The organism is Pseudomonas sp. CFBP 8758 (assembly GCF_014841725.1).
Lineage (GTDB): Bacteria > Pseudomonadota > Gammaproteobacteria > Pseudomonadales > Pseudomonadaceae > Aquipseudomonas > Aquipseudomonas baltica.
Map to the genome: position 1 here is coordinate 418,652 of NZ_JACYUK010000001.1, position 17,713 is coordinate 436,364.

20 protein-coding genes are annotated in these 17,713 nt (G+C 54.9%); 12 read left to right on the forward strand and 8 right to left on the reverse strand.

Annotation, left to right across the window (positions count from 1 at the left end; translation table 11 throughout):
• The first annotated feature begins 89 nt into the window (after window positions 1-89).
• Window positions 90-959 carry a helix-turn-helix domain-containing protein gene (locus IFT75_RS02000; protein ID WP_192053008.1) on the forward strand — a complete coding sequence of 290 codons (870 nt, stop codon included), beginning with the start codon at window positions 90-92 and terminating at the stop codon, window positions 957-959.
• A gap of 19 nt (window positions 960-978) precedes the next feature.
• Here IFT75_RS02000 and IFT75_RS02005 read toward each other — a convergent pair whose 3' ends face one another.
• From IFT75_RS02005 to IFT75_RS02015, 3 genes are all read right to left on the reverse strand, one after another.
• Window positions 979-1,548, reverse strand: coding sequence for a TetR/AcrR family transcriptional regulator (locus IFT75_RS02005; RefSeq protein WP_192053010.1), 570 nt, complete (start codon window positions 1,546-1,548; stop codon window positions 979-981).
• A gap of 130 nt (window positions 1,549-1,678) precedes the next feature.
• Window positions 1,679-2,380 carry a glutathione S-transferase family protein gene (locus IFT75_RS02010; protein ID WP_192053013.1) on the reverse strand — a complete coding sequence of 234 codons (702 nt, stop codon included), beginning with the start codon at window positions 2,378-2,380 and terminating at the stop codon, window positions 1,679-1,681.
• Window positions 2,381-2,502: 122 nt separating this feature from the next.
• A complete protein-coding gene (locus IFT75_RS02015) occupies window positions 2,503-3,345 on the reverse strand; it encodes a LysR family transcriptional regulator (RefSeq protein WP_192053016.1) in 843 nt (280 codons plus the stop codon).
• Between the two features lie 94 nt (window positions 3,346-3,439).
• Between IFT75_RS02015 and IFT75_RS02020 the strand changes: the two genes are divergently transcribed.
• Both IFT75_RS02020 and IFT75_RS21370 read left to right on the forward strand, forming a co-directional pair.
• Window positions 3,440-3,823 (forward strand): tautomerase family protein, encoded by a 384-nt coding sequence (locus IFT75_RS02020; protein WP_192053018.1) that lies wholly within the window; start codon window positions 3,440-3,442, stop codon window positions 3,821-3,823.
• Window positions 3,780-5,507, forward strand: coding sequence for a PQQ-dependent sugar dehydrogenase (locus IFT75_RS21370; RefSeq protein WP_244652671.1), 1,728 nt, complete (start codon window positions 3,780-3,782; stop codon window positions 5,505-5,507). Before IFT75_RS02020 ends, IFT75_RS21370 begins: the two co-directional genes overlap by 44 nt.
• A 12-nt stretch (window positions 5,508-5,519) precedes the next feature.
• Here IFT75_RS21370 and IFT75_RS02030 read toward each other — a convergent pair whose 3' ends face one another.
• Window positions 5,520-5,969, reverse strand: a complete 450-nt coding sequence (locus tag IFT75_RS02030) for a hypothetical protein (RefSeq protein ID WP_192053020.1) — start codon at window positions 5,967-5,969, stop codon at window positions 5,520-5,522.
• A gap of 73 nt (window positions 5,970-6,042) precedes the next feature.
• On the opposite strand from IFT75_RS02030, the gene IFT75_RS02035 reads away from it, so the two are divergent.
• The 9 genes from IFT75_RS02035 to yfcF all read left to right on the forward strand — a co-directional run bounded on the left by IFT75_RS02035 (window position 6,043) and on the right by yfcF (window position 14,537).
• The gene (locus IFT75_RS02035; protein ID WP_192053022.1) at window positions 6,043-6,417 is read left to right on the forward strand and encodes a MerR family transcriptional regulator; all 375 of its coding nucleotides are present in this window, start codon (window positions 6,043-6,045) and stop codon (window positions 6,415-6,417) included.
• Between the two features lie 573 nt (window positions 6,418-6,990).
• A complete protein-coding gene (halA, locus tag IFT75_RS02040; protein ID WP_192053024.1) occupies window positions 6,991-8,103 on the forward strand; it encodes an anti-phage Hailong system effector protein HalA in 1,113 nt (370 codons plus the stop codon).
• Window positions 8,103-8,798 carry an anti-phage Hailong system nucleotidyltransferase HalB gene (halB, locus tag IFT75_RS02045; protein ID WP_192053026.1) on the forward strand — a complete coding sequence of 232 codons (696 nt, stop codon included), beginning with the start codon at window positions 8,103-8,105 and terminating at the stop codon, window positions 8,796-8,798. Before halA ends, halB begins: the two co-directional genes overlap by 1 nt.
• A 335-nt stretch (window positions 8,799-9,133) precedes the next feature.
• Window positions 9,134-10,783: an AAA family ATPase gene (locus tag IFT75_RS02050; RefSeq protein ID WP_192053028.1), complete on the forward strand. Its 1,650-nt coding sequence runs from the start codon at window positions 9,134-9,136 to the stop codon at window positions 10,781-10,783.
• Window positions 10,783-11,637 carry an HNH endonuclease gene (locus IFT75_RS02055; RefSeq protein ID WP_192053030.1) on the forward strand — a complete coding sequence of 285 codons (855 nt, stop codon included), beginning with the start codon at window positions 10,783-10,785 and terminating at the stop codon, window positions 11,635-11,637. The genes IFT75_RS02050 and IFT75_RS02055 overlap by 1 nt, the downstream gene beginning before the upstream one ends.
• Window positions 11,638-12,088: 451 nt before the next feature.
• On the forward strand, window positions 12,089-12,295 hold the full coding sequence (locus IFT75_RS02060; RefSeq protein ID WP_192053032.1) for a hypothetical protein: 207 nt from the start codon (window positions 12,089-12,091) through the stop codon (window positions 12,293-12,295).
• A gap of 195 nt (window positions 12,296-12,490) precedes the next feature.
• The gene (locus tag IFT75_RS02065) at window positions 12,491-12,748 is read left to right on the forward strand and encodes a DUF3077 domain-containing protein (protein ID WP_192053035.1); all 258 of its coding nucleotides are present in this window, start codon (window positions 12,491-12,493) and stop codon (window positions 12,746-12,748) included.
• Window positions 12,749-12,968: 220 nt separating this feature from the next.
• Window positions 12,969-13,454, forward strand: a complete 486-nt coding sequence (locus IFT75_RS02070) for a hypothetical protein (protein WP_244652672.1) — start codon at window positions 12,969-12,971, stop codon at window positions 13,452-13,454.
• 456 nt (window positions 13,455-13,910) lie between these two features.
• Complete coding sequence (yfcF, locus tag IFT75_RS02075) at window positions 13,911-14,537, forward strand: glutathione transferase (RefSeq protein WP_192053037.1); 627 nt, start codon at window positions 13,911-13,913, stop codon at window positions 14,535-14,537.
• Window positions 14,538-14,589: 52 nt separating this feature from the next.
• Here the strand turns inward: yfcF and IFT75_RS02080 are convergent, their stop codons facing one another.
• The 4 genes from IFT75_RS02080 to IFT75_RS02095 all read right to left on the reverse strand — a co-directional run bounded on the left by IFT75_RS02080 (window position 14,590) and on the right by IFT75_RS02095 (window position 17,679).
• Window positions 14,590-15,051 (reverse strand): SRPBCC family protein, encoded by a 462-nt coding sequence (locus IFT75_RS02080; RefSeq protein ID WP_192053039.1) that lies wholly within the window; start codon window positions 15,049-15,051, stop codon window positions 14,590-14,592.
• A gap of 232 nt (window positions 15,052-15,283) precedes the next feature.
• Window positions 15,284-15,670, reverse strand: a complete 387-nt coding sequence (locus IFT75_RS02085) for a nuclear transport factor 2 family protein (RefSeq protein WP_192053041.1) — start codon at window positions 15,668-15,670, stop codon at window positions 15,284-15,286.
• A gap of 63 nt (window positions 15,671-15,733) precedes the next feature.
• Complete coding sequence (locus IFT75_RS02090; RefSeq protein ID WP_192053043.1) at window positions 15,734-16,477, reverse strand: SDR family oxidoreductase; 744 nt, start codon at window positions 16,475-16,477, stop codon at window positions 15,734-15,736.
• Between the two features lie 98 nt (window positions 16,478-16,575).
• A complete protein-coding gene (locus IFT75_RS02095) occupies window positions 16,576-17,679 on the reverse strand; it encodes an alkene reductase (RefSeq protein WP_122476210.1) in 1,104 nt (367 codons plus the stop codon).
• Window positions 17,680-17,713: the final 34 nt, after the last annotated feature.

Consider the following 17,713-nt stretch of genomic DNA (forward strand, 5'->3'; position numbering starts at 1 on the left):
GTATTTTTGATGAGCAGACTTGAGATAAGAAGGCAATATCCGGCATATTTCATGGACTTTCGGCGGATCGTTGCAGTGGGGAAGACACAATGTCGAAATCGCTCGCCGCGCCCGTTCCGGTGTTCAAGCTGTACGGCGAAACCGGGGCCTGGCCGACGCCAGACCTGATCCATTGCGAGTCGATTCCCGAGCGGAGCAAGCTGCATGGCTGGGAAATAAAACCCCATCGGCACAGCGATCTGGTGCAACTGTTGTACGTGCAGGCAGGGCAGGCCACGTTGAAGGTCGAGGACGAGATCAATCTCGTCGATTCTGCTTCGCTGCAGGTCGTGCCAGCGCTGAGCGTGCATACGTTCAAGTTTTCCGCCGATACCCAGGGCCACGTGCTCAGCCTGGCGCTGCCCTTGGCCCATCAGCTCGGCGCCTTGCTCGGCAGCCCGGTGCTGACCACGGCTGTGTGTTATCCGGTCGGTGCCGAGCGTGCATATCTGGACACGCTGTTTTCAGCCCTTGCCCAGGAGTACAACCAACAGCGATCGGGCCGCGATGCAATGCTGCAATCCTTGATCACGATACTGTCGATCTGGCTCAGTCGGCGCAAACAGGCACTGTCCTCATCGGACACCTTGCAAGTGGATCGTGGGCGCGACTATCTGCAGGTCTTCATCAAGACACTGGAACTGCGGTTTCGTGAACACCTGCCTATCGATCACTATGCCGCGACGCTCGGCATCAGCAATGCCCATCTCAACGCGCTGTGTCGGCGCCTCGCGGGGCAGTCTGCATTGCAGATGATCAACCAGCGATTGCTGCTGGAGGCCAAGCGCGACCTGGTCTACACCAGCATGACCATCGCCGAAGTGTCCGACAACCTCGGGTTCTCCGACCCGGCCTACTTCTCGCGCTTTTTCAAACGCTGCACGGGGCAATCACCGAAACAGTTTCGCGTGCAGCGATAATGGATGTGGGCCCTGAAGGCTACTGACGGGGGGGCAGGGGCCCGTAAGCCTGATAGGCCTCGATCAGCGTATCGAACAGCGAGATGTCCGAGCGGCTTCTGGCAACCAGTTGAGCGCCGGCCACTGCCGAAAAGATAGCCCGCGCACGTACCTCGCTTGCAGCCGGTTCGCACACGTGCGCCTCGACCAGCAGCCGGCTCAACCAGGCAATGTTCACCTGCGCGAAAGCCTGGATTTCCTCGGCCATGGCCGGGGGAAGGTTATCGGTTTCAGCGCCCACGAAGCTGCCCAGGCAAAGCCGGTTGTCAGCCTCCAGCGAGCGCCGAAAGATCTCGGGGAAGCGCTGCAGCGCTTCGACAGGGTTGGGGGTCTGCTCGGAAATGGTTTCCAGCGCAGCCGCACCGTCTTCCCAATAGCGCCGTGCAACGGCAACGCCGAGGTTGGCCTTGCTCGGAAAGTGGTAGTAGATACTGGCCGGCTTGATCCCGACTTCATTCGCCAGGTCACGAAAATTCAGCCCGTTGTAGCCTTGTGACTGGGCGATGTTTCGGGCAGCCAGGAGTATGGCCTCGCGGGCGTTGCTGCTCATTGGGGTGCCTTTCGTACGTCGGACGAGTTCTCGGGGAAGCGCGGCATCTTAAAGCAAAAGGGCTCGGCATGACGCGTACCGAGGCCGCCAGGGGATGGCGGCCTCGGCCATTGCTACCCGTTGCGACCAATCACGCGGTAGGCGAATCCAGCTCTGGTATGCCGCTGCTGCGGTCAGCGTAGGCCGCCTGAAAGGCTGGCCGTTGCTGCCAGCGCTGCCAGTAGCTGTCCAGATGCTCGAAACGCTCGTCCAGCGGCGTGGCGTTGACCGGGAACTTGGAGAAGGCGATGGCGGTTGCCAAAGTAATGTCGGCGAACGTCGGCTCGGCACCGCCCAGCAGCCATTCACGGCCGTCAGCCAGATGGCGATTGACCAGGGCGGCATGCATCAGCGCCTCCTTGCGGCAGTGCTCACCCCACGCTTCGTTCTTGGTCAGTTCAAGCTTGAAGCCCAGGCCGGTGTGCAGCACGTGGAACGCGGTGACGATGCGATAGAGGATATGCACCCAGATGCGGTTGTCCCACATGGTATCCAGGCCCTGTTCCAGCGCGCTTTCGCCCATGATCTTGCGGCCCGGATAGGACTGGTCGAGGTAACGCGCGATGGCCGCCGTTTCCGCCAGGTAGCTGCCATCGGCCAACTGCAAGGTCGGCGTTTCACCCCACGGATTCATGTTCAGATGGCGCCAACCGCGCTGCTGCCCACCCGGCGCCATGTCGTAGATGGTTTCATCGAACTGATCGGCAATGCCCTTTTCGTGCATGAACAACCGCAGGCGCTGCGGGTTGGGGAAAGCCGAGGGGGAGGTGAAGAGTTGCAGTTTGGAAGTCATGGGTGGGTCCTGGAGAGTTGAGCAGTCCGGCCTAACGCTTGTTAGGTAGACAGACCATAGGCGCCTCTTGGGAGCGCGTCAATAGGCTACCTAACGTTTGTTAGGTATAACGGTTCGCCTTTTTACGAGTGATGCGCCACGGTTTCAAGGTGCTCCCGCATTCTGCTGACGGCCAGGCGGTTACCTGCATCGCCCCGACGTCGCTCAACGATGGAATAGGCGATCTCCGGCAGTGGCGGCAGCGCTGTGCCCGCCATCGCCGGTCGGCAGAAGCCCGCTTCGGTGCGGCAGGTAATCCCCAGTCCTGCTTCGACCGCCGCACGTACGCCATCGAGGCTCGGCGTGGTCAGCACCATGCGCCACGGACGCCCGGCGGCGTCCAGCACCCGCTGCGCGGCCAGCAGAAACGGGCAGGGCAGGATAATGCCCACCAGCGGGACCACGTCACCGAGCAGCAGATCCGGGTTGCCGAACCACTCCATGGGAAGCCGGGTGACCACGCTGCCGCCAAACGGCTCACCCGCACACAAGGCGGCGTCGATGCGGTCCTCGCCTATGGCCTGCAGCAGTTCTGCCGTGCTGGCCACGACAATTGAAAAAGCGGCATCAGGGGTCGCGGCGAGGACGTCCGCAAGCGTGGGGCGCAATACCCCTGCCACGAAATCCTGCACGACACCGAGTCGAACCGGCGCCGCGGTGTCCGGCGCAAGCTCCGCACGTGCGGCGTCTATACGACCCAGGATCGAGCGCGCATGGCCCAGCAAAAGCCCCCCGGCCGTGTTGAGCCGCAAGGCCCGGCCATCCCTGTCGAACAGCGGCTGGCGCACGATGCCTTCAAGACGGGCGATCTGCAGGCTGAGTGCCGACTCACTGCGCGCGATGCGCGTGGCCGCCGCGGCCAGCGAGCCACCATCGACCACCGCCACGAAGGTACGAAGCAAAGGGGAGGGAATGTCCGCAATCATGAGGAAAACTCAAACCTGGGGTCTGGAAAGTCTCGAGTATAGTTTCGTTTTCCTCAAATAGACTTCGATCTCCATCACCGCCAGGAGAACGAAAATGCCTTTTGCCAGACTTACGCTGTCGCACGAGCCGTCTCTCGACCAGGGCCGCCAGCTGTGCACCGAATTGACTGACCTGATCGCCAACGCCCTGGGCAAACGCCGGGACCTCACTTCGGTGCTGATCGAAGTGCCGGGGGCACATCGCTGGACAGTCGGCGCTGATGAACAGCCGGCGGCGGCGCATCTTGAGGTCAGCGTGACCGCCGGGACGAACTCGGAAGAGGAAAAAACCGCGTTTATCGCAAGTGCCATGTCGTTGCTCCGACGGGCCCTGCCGGACCTTCACCCGGCGACCTACATCGTTGTAAAGGAGCATCCGGCAACCGATTGGGGGTATGACGGGCGGACACAGGCCGATCGGGCGAAGGGCCGCGGGTAGGCTGGTTTTTGAGTGCTGGCGTGCAGTGTTTGCGGTTAATCTCCAAGCATTGAAAGCCAGGCAGAGAAGGCATCGAATGAAGGCCGCGATCCACTATATAAGGGCACTGCTCGTCGCCGCGCTGGCGACGGGTGCCATTGCCAGTATCGTGCAGACTCAGCTCAACCTTGCCGAACTGATTCGCCTCGGTGCACCGGTGACCTTGTCGGTTCGACTCTGGACCACGCTCGAAGACCTTGCGCGGTTTGCTCCAGTCATGGCCGGCATAGCCTTTTTGGCGCTGTCTTTCGCGGTGTTGGCAGGCCATTGGGTGCTGCGTTTCACCCCAGCTTCCTGGCGCAGGCTCGTTTTCATCACGGCCAGCGTGTGTGGGCTGGGTTTCGTCTTTTGGCTGATGCGCTCGGTGATTCCGATGCCGGCATTGCCGGGCACCCGCACGGCCCTTGGCCATGTGCTGATGTCGCTGACGGGAATCGTCGGCGGGTGGCTTTATGCGCGTCTGAACGCGCCTTCCGTCGTGACTGCTCATTCGTCGAGCCGAGGAGGGCAGTGGCGTGAGGTGGGTGTGGTGGCGGTTCTCATCGCTGCGCCCGCCATGTTGTTTTTCGCCATGGCCCCTGGTACCGGCGATACGCCAGCGAGGGTAGATTCCGCCAGCTACAAGGTTCAGACCGTCGCGACAGGCCTGAACCGCCCATGGTCGGTGGCGTTTCTTCCGGACGGCCGCGTCCTGGTCACAGAGATGCAAGGGCGACTCCTGGCCATCGCTGCCGATGGCGCGTCTTCGCAGATCAAGCTCGACGGGCTGCCGCCCATCTTCCAGCAGGGCGGTACCGCGGGATTGATGGAGGTCGCGCTGGATCCGCAGTTCGAACACAACGGTTGGCTTTACCTGACCATGGCTTATGGCGAAGCCGGTGCGAACGGCACGCGCCTTGTGCGTGCCACGTTGGCGAATGATCGGATCGACGACGTCCGCGTACTGTTCAGCTCCACGCTCAAACCTCGCGCCGGCAACAACGGCGGGCGCATTGCCTTTCTTGGCGACCAGACCCTGGTGCTCGCGCTAGGCGACGGCAGCGAGCGGCGAGAAGAAGCGCAGAATCCTGCGAACGATCTGGGCACCTTGGTCAGAATCGACCGCGAGGGCCGCCCGCCGGCGGATAACCCTTTCATCGGCCAAGCTGGCGTCGCCCCGGAAATCTACAGCCTTGGCCACCGCAATGTGCAGGGCATCGCCGTCGATCCCACCACAGGCGATTTGCTGATCACCGAGCATGGCGCGCGCGGCGGCGACGAGGTCAACCGCATCGTGCCGGGAGGCAACTACGGCTGGCCCATCGTCACGGGCGGTATCGACTATCCGTTCGCGAAAATAACGCCATTCACCCGGTTGCCTGGCTACCAGAACGCAATCCTGGAGTGGACGCCGTCGATTGCACCCGCTGGCTTGGCCATCTACGACGGTCCGCTGTTTCCCCAATGGCAAGGCGACTTGCTGGTCCCGGCACTCAAGGAGCGTGCCGTGCGCCGCGTTGTGCGTAACGGCCAGCAGATCGTCGGTCAGCAACTGCTGCTGGGCGAACTGGACGAGCGCATGCGCGACGTTAAGGTAGCTCCCGATGGGTCGATCTATGTGCTGACCGATGGAGTCGACGGCAAGCTGTTGCGGGTGACGCCATAGCGAGACTTTCGTCTACCGCGCACCAAGACCAGAACCCTCAGGGCTTGCCTGCGTTTGAACCGCTTGTGGATTGTGTGTCGGCAGCAGTTGCGCGATGGCAAAAGCCACTTCGAAAACCGTGAAGCCCAGAATCAGAAAACTGGCGCCGTGAGCTACTGCAAACAGCTGCCAGGCAGCGAACAGCACTCTCGCCAGTGCGTCATACAAACCAACGCTGCGGCTCGGTTGCACCAGCCGCCATATCGACCAGATCACCACGATGCTGCCCAGCAGGTTGGCGAACAGCATTGCGGTAGTGTCCAGCGTGGGGACCGCTCGGTCCAATGCCAGCACAGCGGACAGCGCTGCGAATCCTTCAAAAACCAGCAATGCCGTCCAAGGCGTCATGAAGCCTGCAGTGACCACAAGATCGTAAACAGCACTGGCCCGAACGATCTGTAGATTTCTATTTACGCTGATCATATTCACCCCTCACAGTTGGAGCCCGCAGGCTAAAGCCTGGAGTTAGGTCCAGAGTCAAACGGAGAATTGACGGGTGAAGATCGGAGAAGTGGCAGCGAAGGCAGGCGTGTCAGTCGATACCCTGAGGTTCTATGAAGAGAAAGGCTTGATCAAGCCGGGTCGTGCTACCAACGGCTATCGGTTTTATGCCGAGCAGACGCTGCAACTGGTTGGGTATATCAAGCTGGCGCAGCAGCTGGGATTTTCACTGCGGGAGATCGGTGAAAATCTACCGTTGCTATGGACTGGCGAAGAAGCTTCCACCGATCTGCTGGCGAAATTATTTGCTGAGAAAATCGCTTTGTTGGACGAGCGCATTGGACAAATGCACGCTCTACGCAACCTATTGGCCGAGCGAGCCGTGCAGGTATGTCCGCTGATGGGGGCTGGTCAGATTGCTGTGTCTTGAATGACGTTTTGCTGGTGCCGGGGTTCAAGGAGGGTGGCGTGGGCGGGGTTTCACAACGCCAGGTTGCCAAGGCGACATCCATACCCGCCACCGCGCCTAGGCTCTGCTCCGAATCGAAGTTGTCCGGATGGCTGAAGTCGCTGTGCTCATCGATATGCACAAGTGGGACAGGGCCTGCTTCACGAGCGCCCGCCAATGCGCGGAGAAGGATCGAAGAGTGCCCTTCGATGGGCGGATACTCGAAATGAGAGGTTTCTGAGGGGAGCAGCTGTCGTTTGGAACAAGGCTGCGGATGGTGTAAATCACTTTCGGTCGATGACTGCGTACTGAAAGGGGCGCTATCGGCTAGAAGTCGCCTGTTGAGAATGGCAGGTAACGACCCCGAACAGCCGTTCGCCGAGGGCAGAGGTTGGCTTCGAGCGGACCTTTGATGGCCGATATCGCGGTCAGTGGCTTTGCTAACGCGCCTGGCGGGTTCTGATGCACGCTGTCTTGTAATTTGAAAGCAGAGTTCGGCCTTCCCCTATCGGTGGAAGGCTCAGAAAGGCTATGCTAATACTAATCAGGACTTGCATGGAGCAGGAAGTGCACGAAAATACGTATACTACATTAGCGACGCCGACGCTTGAAGCAGGCACGATAATAAGCTCACAAAAAAGAAGCAAGTCTTACTGGGATTCTGTTTTTATTGGTCATACTCTGAAGTTGACGCCGCATGGCTGGGACTTCACCAACAACAAAGGACCTAGCCAGCTTTATTTCAACTCTTCAGACTTGCTTGGTTATATAAAGGAAAATTTGTTACGTAGATTTAACTGCAAAGCAATTAGTTTTGATGAGTGCGATTTTAATGGCGAGTTCACGAGTGAGATCTCTAAGCATGAAATTTCATTTGGAAAATGTAAATTTACCAAGTGTGATTTCGGCGGGAGCGTTTGGAAAGGGGTGAAGTTTAGCGAGTGCAAATTTGAACGATGCTCATTTACAATGGCTGAGTTCCAAGATTGTATTTTCTATGAGTGTAAATGGAGCGATATTACGCTGTCAGGCACTGAAACAAAAATGCCGAACACTCTGGTCTCCAATCCGGCCAAATTCATAGGCGCCGCTTACACTAATCTCGATAAAAGCCTTCTGCAACGTAATAGTACTACGCCACGTTATCAAAAAATGAGGTTGGAGGGAACCAAAGCAAAATTTTCTAGAATTTTGTTGAAGAATGCCGAAAGCCACGGTGACGATGATGCTTATTATGGAGCTGTTCAAACATACTTAAATCAGTCACTAAAAAGCAAAATTCAAAAATCCATATACGAGTTTATCCATGGAAAAGGGTTCTTCGGACATGGTATGAATTTTTTTGCTGCATACTTCGAGTTATTGCTACTAAATATCTCTGGATTTGTTAACTGCTGGGGAAAAAGCATAGCTAGGCCAGCGATAATTGGAATTTTAATGACTTTTGTCTTTGGTATAGTATACGGGTTTATATCTAAGGACTATCAAAGAGGACTAGTGCAAGGATTTGATATCACCTTTCTGGTAGGTTACACAAAATATGCGGGCACGTTAAATCAAAATCCAATTCACATTGAATTGCTATACGGAATCAACGCTTTTTTTGGGCTTTGGTGGTACGCAGTGTTAGTTCCTACGTTGATCAATAGAATCAGTAGGATCAATTAATGGCTATTCTTTCACTAGTCGTATATGGAAGTCGTGCTCGCGAAGATCACTCTGTCGATTCAGATACAGATTTGTTTGCGATTACTGATGATCAGCGATATGAAATGATAGTTGAAGGGACTACCAATATTGCCTGCTATCCTTTGGGTCAAGCCATCTCAAGGGCTGAAGGCGGAGACTTGTTTTTTATGCACATCGCTTTAGAGGCTAAAGCGATATACGATCCAAGTGGAGTTTTCGACCAAGTTAGAAGGAGCTTTTTAAAAAAGGAAAACTACTCTTCAGAAATTTCAAATGCAAGCGAGCTAGGGTTTGCACTTGTAAAGCACATTGAGAATATTCAAGATTATTACCTTCTAAACAAAAGGCTTGCTTGGTGTCTGAGGACAATTTTGATCGCTAGATCTGCGGAGCGAGGGCGCCCAACTTTTTCTAAAAAAGGGCTTGCAGAGGTTTTCAAAGATCGTGATCTAGCTGACCTTATCGCTTTAAAAGACTGTGAGGTCTTTAGCGCCAAAGCCTATCCTAGATTTTATTCTGCCTTCATTAAGTACGGTTGCAGTCCGAACGCCCAAATGCCTTCGGATCTTAACGATTTGACGGATTATTTCCTAGAGCATGACAATATGATGGGATTGAAGACTGCTCGCCTTCTAAATGCTGGAATGGAGTTTGAGGGATACAGCTGGGGCTGACTGTTAAATAGTCCAGGCCTAACGAAATTACGCGGTGGCATTCGTTCGGCTCATACTTGTGAATGACTCCTTTTACGGAGGTAGCTGGCTTTCGCGAAGGCTGCTATGGATCGAAAACGTTCGGTCGAGAACGACCGCTTTCGCCCCAAAGAAACCCTTCGCGCAGGGCTGCAACCGGAGACTTCAAGTAAAATGGCGGTTCGCAATTCAACGAGCAACTAGCTTATGTGTTATGGTGGCCTATAGCTTTTTTTATTTTGGTGTAAGCGTTATGATGCTCTCTCATAGATTTATTTTTTAATTGCGACAAGTAACGACGAAAAGGATGGATGAAAATGGACTTTCAGGTATTGCGGCCTAGAACCTCGCCCAATTATGATTCCACAGCGCTGTTTGCGCTAATTCAACACACCTGGAATGACTACAGTTTCGAAACCCAATATAGTTTGGTTTATTTGGGCCCCGAGGAGCAGCGTTCACATAACTTGATCGGCACTGTTAAGATCTTAAAGCGAGGGCAGCGTGCTGTCGATGGGTTGCAAATTGTTAACGATTTTGATGTTTTGGGGGAGGATTATATTTCTGTGGGTCAGTCGCTGGACTATTATCAGCGCTTATCCGCATTAGAAGACACCCTAAGGAAAAAGCTACTAATAGCGCTTAAAGATTTTATATATAGTCCTGGACGAGCGGAGTCGTTTCGACTTGAAGACGGTTGGAATACGTCATTATTTAGATATTTCGGCGAAAATGATGCTTTTCTTCAAACGGCTAGGTCTTTACTTGTAAAAAATTTTGATAGCTTACTAGCTCAGGATTTAAAGTTTTCTTTCGCTGTGCCTGGCTGGCAAAAGATAGTCACGTTCGATTACTCTCTTCCAGAATATGCTGAAATAGTCGGCAATAGAAAAGCTCCGCTTCCAAATCGGATATTTTCGGTCATCGGGAGAAATGGTTCGGGCAAAAGTACACTTTTAGCACGCATTGCTCGTGTGGCTTATGGCAGCCTAAAGGATCGTCACGATGAAAGCCTATCATCGCTAGGAAAGATTTTGCCTGATGAAGTTAGCTTTCCTAGAATAATCACGGTGTCTTATAGCGCGTTCGACAGCTTTCGCTTGCCCGCGCTTAGACCAACCGCAGAGGGTGAAGCGGATGAACGTGTGCAAGTGGTTAAAGATATTCGGATGGGTGTCGGACGATTCGTATTTTGCGGCCTGCGTGACGTTGCGGCAGAGTTAGAAGCTGACATTGAAGGTGAAGGCTTCTTTGGGCCATTCGCTGCCCATTCCGATAAATTAGGAAAAACATTGCTTAAGTCCATTGAGCAGTTGGCGAGGGAGTTTGAGGAGACATTACAGCTGGTCCAAGAAACAGAAGCGCAAGCCTTACTGGATCAGTCGTTAGCCTATCTTTCGACAGATTCATCTTTCTCTACCGACTCAAAAAACCTCAACAGTGATTTTCTTCTTCGTAATGGGCCGCGCGAGATATTTTTGCAATGGAGTACTGGGCATAAAATCGTGATGCATATCATATGCAAGCTCGCGGCCCACACCACTCAGTCATCCCTGATATTAATAGATGAACCTGAAACACATTTGCATCCACCTCTCTTAGCTGCGTTGATGCACGCCATTAGAAATATATTGAATGTAAGGAAAGCGTTTGCAATCGTCGCTACGCATTCACCTGTGGTTTTACAGGAAACGATTGCCAAGCACACCTTAATTATTAGGCGAGAAGATAATATTACAGTTACGAAGAGCCCGTCAAAAGAGACATTTGGAGAGAATGTCGGGACGTTAACTGGTGATATTTTCGGACTCAGTACGCGCGAAACCGACTACCACAAAGTTTTAAATGATCTCATCGAAAAACACCAAAATCTCGATGTTATAGAATACTTCTTTCAGCCTCACGGGCTTAGCATGCAGGCACGAGCATATGTCATTGCGGAGCTTGCGAAGAGAGGACTGATTTAATGTGGCGCTTAGCAGTCCCTGACTTTGAAAATGTAAGAGAAAATCTGCTAGCCGCATTAACCTTCGTGGACGGCACGGTAGTTCATCTACTGAGCGAGATAGATCACTCTGCAATTCTCGACATCTATGCGGCATATGATGATAACTTTGGACAGCCTACCGTTCACTTAGAAGGCGATCATCTGAGCGAGGAGTTGCGGCAGGCGCTTTATAATGCCTACAGTCAGGTTCAGATCGGTGGGCGACTTGCGAATTATAGGAATCAATTGAAGTTGTTGGCAGAATTATGCCCGTATTGTGGATATGGTTCGGTCACAGACTTAGATCATCATCTGCCTCGCTCAAAATACAGAGCGCACGCACTATATGCCAAGAACCTTATCCCTAGTTGCCATCCTTGCAATAATCTAAAAAGGGCAAAAGGTGGTGATTCTGCCAGTGCTCAGTTTTCCCATGTATATTTAGGTGCCTACCCGACAGAGCAATTTCTGTTTGCATCTATTACGATTTTGCAGAAGGGGATCGGTGTAGTGTATAGTGTTGAGCCTGTGGCAAGTCTTAGTGCCGATGAGTACGAAAGGCTAAAGTTTCAATTTGAGACGCTCCAACTGAATGATAGGTATGGGCCACAAATCAATATTTTCCTCGGTGGACTTCGCACTAGTGTTGAAGAGTGCGGCGCTTTCGGCGCGCCACCTTTGAAGACCTATCTAGCGAAAGCCCATAGCAGCCATTGTGAGAGCTTTGGGGCGAATCATTGGCAAAGTGTTCTTCTTATGGCTCTTTCAAAATCGGATGAATTTTGTTCCGGTGGTTACAAAACCAGCTTCGGCCAACACCGAGTGGTGGTTTAAGTTGTTGCCCGAAAAGGCTCGTCTTCAACTACGAACGATGTCAAAGATTAATCAAGTGTAAAGAGGCGATAGGTCACTACTGGTTTTATCGAGAGCGAGTGACTACTTTTGACCGGAAGTAGTCATTCAACCATCCTTCGTCCATCCCACTCAATCAGTAACTCCCCCCCAACCTTGCCATCCCCCACCACCTCCGCTAACCTCTCACCCGTCGCTGCCAATTCAGCGACCGGGTTTAGCAGCTCGAACAATTCGTCAGGCGCGCAGCGCCTCCATACCCATTGTCGGCGTTTTTTTTCGCCTACAGTGTCGATCTATGGCGGCTGTGCGTGGGGCACCTTCGGGTGCGCCGGGTGCCTGACGGTCCGGTCTGCTAACCCGCGTACAGCTGCCACCCTTTTCGTTTAGCAGCGGAAGGTGGCGGTTCAATCGAGCCGTCAGGAGTTGCATCATGGTCAAGCCGACCCCCGATTCACCCGTTGTCGATCTTCCTTCCGATCACCCGTTGTTTCATTTCGCAACAGACTTTTCTGAGACCGATGGCCGTGTGCTGGCCGAGCGTTTCCAGCGGCAGCGTGCGTTGATGGAGCAAGCGCGGAGAAATGCGCAGCGCGAGAGTCAGCCGCCGCGGCGCTTTTGGCAGTTCTGGCGGACATAGACCGCGGCGCGGCATTCGCGGGCAGAGCCCGCTCCCACAGGTGACTGCCTATGGGCAGGGCCTGCTCCCACAGGTGACTGCCTATGGGCAGGGCCTGCTCCCACAGGTGACTGCCTATGGGCAGGGCCTGCTCCCATAGGTGCCTGCCCTTGGGTAGGACTGTTGGCGTGTTCATCGTAGATAAGGAGATTGACCATGATCGAAATCACGGAAACCAACGTCTTGCCGTTCGGCCGCCATGGCTCGGACCAGCAGCCGATATTCAGCGTCAACTCGGGTGTTGCCTTGGAAGATGCCTTGACGCAATTGTCCCATCTGCTGACATGCGCCCATGCTTCGGCATCTGAAATGTGCGATGCCCGGGTGGTGGATCCAGGACTGGTTGGCGCCACGGTGCATTGCATCGAGGGGGCGAAGGCATTGGTAGATGCGTTGTTGATTCGCGGTGAGTGACTTGGAAGGAGATTGGCGCGATTCATTCTGTTGATCGCGCCAAACACAAGTCTCGCAACGCAGCCAAAGCAGCCACACGGCATGCCCACCGTAGGGATATTCTGGCATCAAGTGATGGCTCATCTCGGTATGTTGGAAAGGTCTACCTGGAGGCGGAATGCAATCTGTCTCAGCAACGATACAATGCCCGCTTCACAGGGCGCTTGGACTGCTACTGAACATGCAATGGAATCATCTGGTCATCAACGGTGTTACCAAGAGTATGGCGCATTTGCAGCCGTTCGAGATGACCTTCGAGGTGGCTGGTAACCAGCTGACCGTCCGTTTCGAATTCGGCTTTCATTGCTTCACGGACGATAAAGGCAACGGTGAGCCGCTGCGGCACAAGCATGAACATAGATATTTCTGCCCTTCGCGGTACCACTGCAGCACCCAGCTGCGTGACTACATAGAGCGCCGCTTCTATACCGGAATGGTAGTGCCGCATAACAGCAAGAACAGTGGCCAGAGGTACTTTTGTCTGGATCTACATGATTGCGCGATTTTCTTTTCCATCACCAACCCCGCCGAAACGACGAATCTACTGCGAATGCACGTCATCAGCGCTTATGAGGTTGATACCTGGGGTCGCCACTCGCTGCCCAAAGGGAAAGCATTCAACACGCGTTACGTACTGGAGATGCGCAATAAAGGAAAGTCGGTGTGACAGGAAGCAAAAAGCCCCTGTGCTTGCGCACAGGGGCTTTTTGCGTGTCTCAATATCGGCCTGTTCTTTCGGCTTGCGCCTTATCCCGCACACTGGCTGGGAGAGCTTTCACTCCGAAATCAACACCCCTTCAAGCGAAGGTTCCGGTCTGTGCTGACGAGGCTATGATATCAAACAAGCTGTCACTTGTGCCAACCTTTAAACGCCTGGTCTGGAATCGCGTAGCCACTGGGACGCTTGATTCGTACCTCGAGACTGCCATGGTCCGCACCGAGCCGGTACTCGCCTGAGCCGATAAACGCGTGGGCTGGGTACTATCGACCCAGACCCTAGCCTATCCAGACCAACACCCCAACACAGCCCATTCCTGTAAAGAATACCCCCATGAAAATCATTGATTTCCCTCTCTCCGCCTAATCTCGTAGCGTGGAGTCTTCTGTATAAGGAGATCAGTCCATGAGCCGTTTGCACTTGTACGTCGATTCGCAGTTCACCAGCCCCTATGCCCTGTCGGTGTTTGTTGCACTGCGCGAGAAAGGCATCGATTTTGCGATGAGCGCAGTCGACCTGCAGAAACTTGAACACCAGGCAGATGCCTACGCTGTTCTCTCGCAAACCCAGAGGGTCCCCACGCTGGTGGATGGAGATTTTGCCTTGTCGGAGTCTTCAGCGATCACGGAGTATCTCGAAAGCGTTTACCCCGAAGTGCCGATTTATCCAAAAGACGTTCGGCTGCTGGCAAAAGCTCGGCAGGTTCAGGCCTGGATCCGCAGCGATCTGCTGCCCATCAGGCAGGAGCGCTCCACCGCTGGGGTGTTCTATGGTCAGCAGTATGACCCTTTGTCGTCGACGGCTCGTGAGTCAGCGGACAAGTTGTTCTATACAGCGCAAGCGCTGCTTAAAGACGGCGCAGAAAATCTTTTCGGTCAATGGTCGATAGTGGATGTCGATCTGGCGCTCATGCTCAACCGGCTGATACTCAATGGCGATACTGTGCCTTCAGCGTTGGTGGACTACGCGCAACGTCAATGGCAGCGTCCTAGCGTGCAGGCCTGGGTCGCCCTTGAGCGTCCGCCGCTTTAGATCATAGGCTGGCCGGTGATGGGGCATCAGTAGTCCTTCAAACCGGCTGGCTTCAGTGCCCGTCTTTGCACGGCGGTGACTGAGCGAGGTACAGCGCCAGGCTGTCATGGCCATCCACGACCAGCCGGGTGATCAGCGCTTCAAAGTGGGCAGTCATTTCTGCATCGCGGACGTCGAAGCTCGCACGCCATTCAATGACACACTGAAGCTCTCCACTGACCTTGATCACCCTGACGTCTGCTCGATAGTTGTCGAGCGGTAGAGGTGATTCTTCGAATTTGTATGTTAAGCGCATCTGGGGGTCATCCAGTACGAGAAGGCGTTCGCGAAGAACGCCTCCGTCTGCCAGATCAAGCCGTCTGACTGCGCCAATCGTGCTTTCTGATTGCCCATCTTCGAGACTGCTTTCATTGATTGCCGGGTGCCATTGGGCTATTTCCGCAAAGTTTCTTAGCACTTTCCAGGCGTGTTCTGCGGTGGTTGCCATAACGGCGCTGTATTCAACAGTTGCCATACATCAAACTCCAAAAACCTTCAAAGTCATGTCTTTTAAAATTATCGTTGGCTGAGCGTGCTTGCAGCCAAATCAATCGACGCGCTGCCGATGCAGTGGGGCTACGTCGTGACCGTTACTGACAAGGCGTTTGCCGACTTTACCGGCGGCGCCAATGACAAAATTCTGGACATGGGTTGCTCCTGCTGTGGGGAAACGCCGGCGCGGCTCGCGCCGGCACAGAACTGCGCAGTCAGCCTTCGAATTGGTGGTAAACCTTGGCAATGACTTTCCAGGCACCATCGATTTTGATCAACGTCAGGTAGTCGTTGTAGTCAGCGCCGATCGCGTCTTTTTCCATATCGACGCGTACGACAGCGGTGGTCGGAGTGATAGCCAGCACGTCCAGACGAGTGCTGATGTCTGGCGCCGTGCCGTTGGTTTCGACGAACGTATACAGGTTGCTGATCGGCCCGCCCAACAGTTGACCGTTGGTGAAGCCGTACATCACGGCGTCTTTATGAAACGCTTCCGCGATGATGGCAACGCTGCCTGCACGCAAGCCTTCGACATAGTTGCTGGCGGTTTCGATGACGGCGTTGTAATCGCTGGTTGGCACGGCTTTGATGTTGTTGCTCATGGGGTGTTTCTCCTGAAGATGGATTCGACGGATCACGGGGTTACATCGACGTGCATAATCCGATCACCAGTCCTGACGCGTCGGCGAAATGATCAGATCGTTCACAGTTACGTTGGCTGGTTGATTGAGTGCGTAGATCACCGCGCGACTGATGTCCTCGGGCGCGATAGCGATTTCATTCAGCGCCTTGGCGGCTTTGCGACCTTCGGGATCGGTCACTTTGTCGGCCCAGCCGGTATTGATCACGCCTGGACTTACGGTGTTGACGCGGATGCCGTGGTGCACACCCAACTCCTTGCGCATGGATTCGGTCACAGCCTGAACGAAGAATTTGGTAGCGCTGTAGACACCGGCCGCTGGGCCGACCTGATGCCCTGCCACTGAGTCCATGTTCAAGATCTGGCCGGACTTCTGCTGAATCATGAATGGGAGAACGGCCGCGATGGCGTTCAGGTAGCCCTTGATATTCACATCAATCATGGCGTTCCAATCGCGGGTGGCGAGGTCGACCCAGTTGGAAAACAGCATCAGGCCGGCGTTGTTCACCAAGATATCCACTGAGCCGTAGGTGTCCTTGGCGAACTGGGCCATCGCCAGTGTTTGCTCTGGGCAGGTAACGTCCGTTACGTAGCTCACCGCTTCATAACCGGCGGCACGTAGCTCGCTGACCAGAACGACGAGGCCCGCTTCTTCGTGGGCCGCGGCGATGACGTTGGCGCCATGGGCCGCCAGCGCTCTAGCCGTGGCGGCTCCAATGCCAGAAGAGGCGCCAGTGACGATGGCGGTTTTCTTGTCCAGGTAATTCATGTCGTGTTCCTTTGTGGCGGTGTTCCCGCTTAGGTGGCGCGTACTAACCGTTGGGGAGTGCCAGATGAACCGGGCAGGGGAGTAGGTAAGTGCTGGTCTTAGTAATTACCCAATGGCCAGTCGGTGTAGCCCTTGGCGCCGCCGCCGTAGTACGACTCACGAGGCGCAATGGTCAGCTCGGCACCGTGGCGCAGGCGCGCGACCAGGTCTGGGTTGGAAATGAACAGGCGGCCGAATGCCACAGCGTCGATCTTGCCCGCTGCGCGCCGCTCGACCGCCATCTCCAGGTCGTAGTTGTTGTTGCCAATGAACCGACCATTGAACTGGGCACTCAATGCGTCCATGTCGACACCTTCCGGCACTTCTCGGGAGGTGGCCGTGGCCCCTTCGACAAAATGCAGGTAGGCCAGATCCAGCGCGTTGAGCTGTTGGATAAGGTAGCCGTGAAGGCCCATGACATTGCTGTCCGGTGGCGTGTTTCCCGCATCCGGTGTCACCGGTGACAGGCGAATGCCTACGCGGTCATTGCCCCAGACATCGACGATTGCTCGGGTCACTTCAAGGGTCAGACGCGCGCGATTCTCGATGGATCCGCCGTACTGGTCTGTACGCTGGTTGGTGGAATCGCGGAGGAATTGGTCCAGCAGGTAGCTGTTGGCCGAATGCACTTCTACCCCGTCGAAACCCGCTCGCTTGGCATTCTTGGCCGCGTGTTGGTACTGCTCGATGATGCCGGGAATCTCGTCGGTTTCGAGCGCTCGCGGCATGGACACAGGCACAAAACCATCGGCTGTGTAGGTATTACCCTCTGCCTGGATAGCGGAAGGTGCTACCGGCGCCTCGCCATTGGGTTGCAGGTCGACGCTTGAAAAGCGCCCTACATGCCAGAGCTGACTGACAATCTTGCCACCTGCAGCGTGCACCGCATCGGTGACCTTTTTCCATCCCGCTACCTGCTCCTCGCTCCAGATGCCAGGGGTCGCCGCGTAGCCGCGGCCTTGAGCCGAGATGTTGGTCGCCTCAGCCACGATCAATCCAGCGGTGGCCCGCTGAGCGTAATAAGTGGCGTGCAACTCAGTGGGGATACCTGCTTCGCCGTAACGACTACGGGTGACGGGGGCCATGACAATGCGGTTAGCCAGTTCGATGGCACCCATGCGTACGGGAGAAAACAGGTCAGTGGTGCTGCTGATGTCTTTCATGTTCTAAGCCTTTGTAGTGGACCGGTCGTCTACT